This window comes from Actinomycetota bacterium (assembly GCA_030017835.1).
GTDB lineage: Bacteria > Actinomycetota > Aquicultoria > UBA3085 > Oleimmundimicrobiaceae > Yes70-04.
This window is the reverse complement of the sequence record JASEGU010000066.1, coordinates 1-1,267: the sequence shown is the minus strand read 5'-3', so window position 1 is coordinate 1,267 and position 1,267 is coordinate 1. Positions and strand designations below refer to the sequence as shown.

At 51.5% G+C, this 1,267-nt stretch carries 4 protein-coding genes; 1 reads left to right on the top strand and 3 read right to left on the bottom strand.

Translation table 11 applies throughout. The features are described from left to right. Positions 1-25 precede the first annotated feature (25 nt). Positions 26-544 carry a DMT family transporter gene (locus tag QMD53_07195; protein ID MDI6800420.1) on the bottom strand — a complete coding sequence of 173 codons (519 nt, stop codon included), beginning with the start codon at positions 542-544 and terminating at the stop codon, positions 26-28. A gap of 1 nt (position 545) precedes the next feature. Here QMD53_07195 and QMD53_07190 point away from each other — a divergent pair, with 1 nt between their 5' ends. Beyond that, the gene (locus QMD53_07190; GenBank protein ID MDI6800419.1) at positions 546-680 is read left to right on the top strand and encodes a hypothetical protein; all 135 of its coding nucleotides are present in this window, start codon (positions 546-548) and stop codon (positions 678-680) included. Here QMD53_07190 and QMD53_07185 read toward each other — a convergent pair. Both QMD53_07185 and QMD53_07180 read right to left on the bottom strand, forming a co-directional pair. After that, on the bottom strand, positions 677-895 hold the full coding sequence (locus tag QMD53_07185) for a hypothetical protein (GenBank protein MDI6800418.1): 219 nt from the start codon (positions 893-895) through the stop codon (positions 677-679). The genes QMD53_07190 and QMD53_07185 overlap by 4 nt on opposite strands. A gap of 131 nt (positions 896-1,026) precedes the next feature. Beyond that, a complete protein-coding gene (locus QMD53_07180; GenBank protein ID MDI6800417.1) occupies positions 1,027-1,230 on the bottom strand; it encodes a hypothetical protein in 204 nt (67 codons plus the stop codon). Positions 1,231-1,267 lie beyond the last annotated feature (37 nt).

Below are 1,267 nucleotides of genomic sequence, written 5' to 3'. Positions count from 1 at the left end.
AACATGATAAAAATATATCGAAAGGCTAAAACGAAGTCAATATAAAGTATAGCGGCTGTAACACCTTAAATCTGAGACTCATATATTCGGAAGTGATTATTCCGGCAAATATCAAGGCCGCTCCGATGAACTGAGATGGACCAAAGATTTCGGATAGGAGCAGGTAGCCAAAGACGGCGGCAAAGATCTGCTCGCCGGTCAAGATGACGGCGACTCGGCTGGGCGGGATAAAGCGCTGAGCGTAGATCTGAACGTTGAAAGCGACCACGGTGGCAAGAAGCGATGTTATCAGCAGGGTGGCAAAATCAAAGGGCAAGCTCGGCATGGCAGGAGCTTCGAAGATGAGGCTTGCAATAAGGGCCACGAGGCCGATGATCCCCGATTGAATGAAATTCAAGACCGAGACATCGGCCTCGTGGCCCAAGCGATTTATTAAGATTATGTGGAGGGCGACCGAGACGGCGCAAACGAAGACGAGCATATCCCCAAGATTTAAGCCGCCTCCGCCATCTGTGGTCAAAAAGCCGAGGCCAATGAAGGCCAATATGGCTCCCAAAATATTGAAGAATTTGGGACGACCCCCAAAGAAGAGGGCCGAAAGGAGCGGCGTCAAGACGACGAAAGCGCCGGTGATGAAACCGGCCTTGCCCGAGGTGATCAGTTTCAGCCCAAGGGTCTAGAAGGCGTAAGCCAAGAAGAGGACGCTTCCAAGGACGGTCCCGGCTTTGAGGGTGGCCCTGTCCACCATAAACGCTTTTTTGCGCAATAAGGGGATGAAGAAGGTAAAGGCCAGTATAAAACGCATAAAGAGGAACCAGAAGACCGGAATCCGCAAGAGGGTCATCTTGACGATGGCAAAGGTTCCTCCCCAAACGACGGTGATGCTAAAGAGCATGAATTCTACGGCATAGATGGAGGGCTCTTCTTCAAATGGCGCTCTCTTAAGGCACGGAGGGTCTGGATTCGAAGACAATCTACCGGAGCGCAAATAAATTGAAAGGGCGGCCTGGGTGACCTCGAGGCTCTTTAAGAGCTGGGCGTTACCGATGAAGGATTGATGAGGTTGAAGGCTTTGGCTTTGGCCTCGCCCTCGGCTTTCAGGATCGAGGCCTGCTTTATCCTTTCCGCCTCCCTTATCTTGGCCCGGCGCTCCCCCGCTCGGTCGGGCGGACTATCCTGATGCCCGGGATGAAGATGAACTTTTTTAAACCTAAAATGAGAAAGTATCAAGTCCCGCTTGATGTGATTGGGTTAAAGGAAGAACCTC

Excerpts from the sequence above, each read along its gene's own strand:
- QMD53_07190 (MDI6800419.1), top strand. The coding sequence starts at position 546 with ATGGCTCCCAAAATATTGAAGAATTTGGGACGACCCCCAAAGAAGAGG.
- QMD53_07185 (MDI6800418.1), bottom strand. The coding sequence starts at position 895 with ATGCTCTTTAGCATCACCGTCGTTTGGGGAGGAACCTTTGCCATCGTC.